The organism is Faecalibacterium sp. An122 (assembly GCF_002160895.1).
Classification (GTDB): domain Bacteria; phylum Bacillota; class Clostridia; order Oscillospirales; family Ruminococcaceae; genus Faecalibacterium.
Window position 1 is genome coordinate 1 of record NZ_NFLL01000070.1, and the last position, 1,035, is coordinate 1,035.

Annotated in this window: 2 protein-coding genes; both read left to right on the forward strand. The window is 55.1% G+C overall.

What is annotated here, in order from left to right:
* Positions 1 to 69: 69 nt before the first annotated feature.
* Complete coding sequence (locus B5E67_RS15265; RefSeq protein WP_087385925.1) at positions 70 to 465, forward strand: hypothetical protein; 396 nt, start codon at positions 70 to 72, stop codon at positions 463 to 465.
* Positions 456 to 1,035: hypothetical protein (locus B5E67_RS15270; protein WP_087385926.1), on the forward strand; the 580-nt coding region annotated here is incomplete at its 3' end. The genes B5E67_RS15265 and B5E67_RS15270, both read left to right, overlap by 10 nt.

A 1,035-nucleotide genomic window follows, 5' to 3' on the forward strand; every position in this document is an offset into this window, starting at 1 on the left:
ATACGACATTTTATGGAACGACCTGCCCAAAGAGGTCCAGGAGCAGCTCATGGACGAGGAGGAATCCCTGTGAGTACACTGATTTGTTCTTTTGATGGCCTGCACGACAACAGAGTCCTCCGCTACTGCGCTGACTTTGAAGCCCACACACTGCACATGGATACCCAGTCCGAGATCGGAGAGAAAGTATCCGTTCGCTTCACCGGCCTGCTGGCCCACTGGTTTGAAAATGTGGTCCAGGACAACATCCTCTTCGGCATGGATGAGATCACCGTGGACGGTTTTTTTGAACAGTACAAAGACCTGCTGGGCGGAACCATCTCTTACGGTTTTCCTGCCTGCTGCAGTATCGAGGAACTGCGGGAGCGCATGGACCGGGAGCACATCCGGGTGTTTGTCATCGACTCCTCCCTTGGGCTGCGCGGATTTGTACTGGCTCAGGAGGTGGAACTGCAATGTCCATAACTGCCTATAAAGTAGAAGCCGTCGGTCATGACCGAACCGGCGAAGACTATGGCTATGTAAATATCATGTACCGCTATGGCAACAAGCAGTCCTGTCCTCGGCCAGATCAATGTGAAAAGATAGAGGTCATGTGGGCGGATGAGAGCGTCTACGGGCCGCCTGCTCCTGGCAGCAAGGTGGGCGACTTTATAAAGACATGGCTGGTGGGCTCCTGGGACTGCGGAGTATTTACCCACCGGGAGATTGCCCAGCGGCTCATGGATACCTTCACCGGTCTGAAGCTCAAGGAACTGGCGTGGTTTGAGAACCCCAGAGAAAAGACTCTGAAAAATGGCAAACCGCGTGCGCGCCGGGCCAAGTGGCTGCCGGACCGGGAGGTAGATCTGGTCTACCTCTATTCCGACCGCTATCTTGACGCCAGAAATCCCTCTCCTGCCGAAACCGACTTCTTCACCGTCACAAGGATGGATGCCTGGGGCGTGAGCACCTGGTTCATGTGTACCCCAGAGGCCGCCGGGAAGCTGATCGCCATGGATTACGACAATCTGGTCGTCAAGGAGACCACCATTG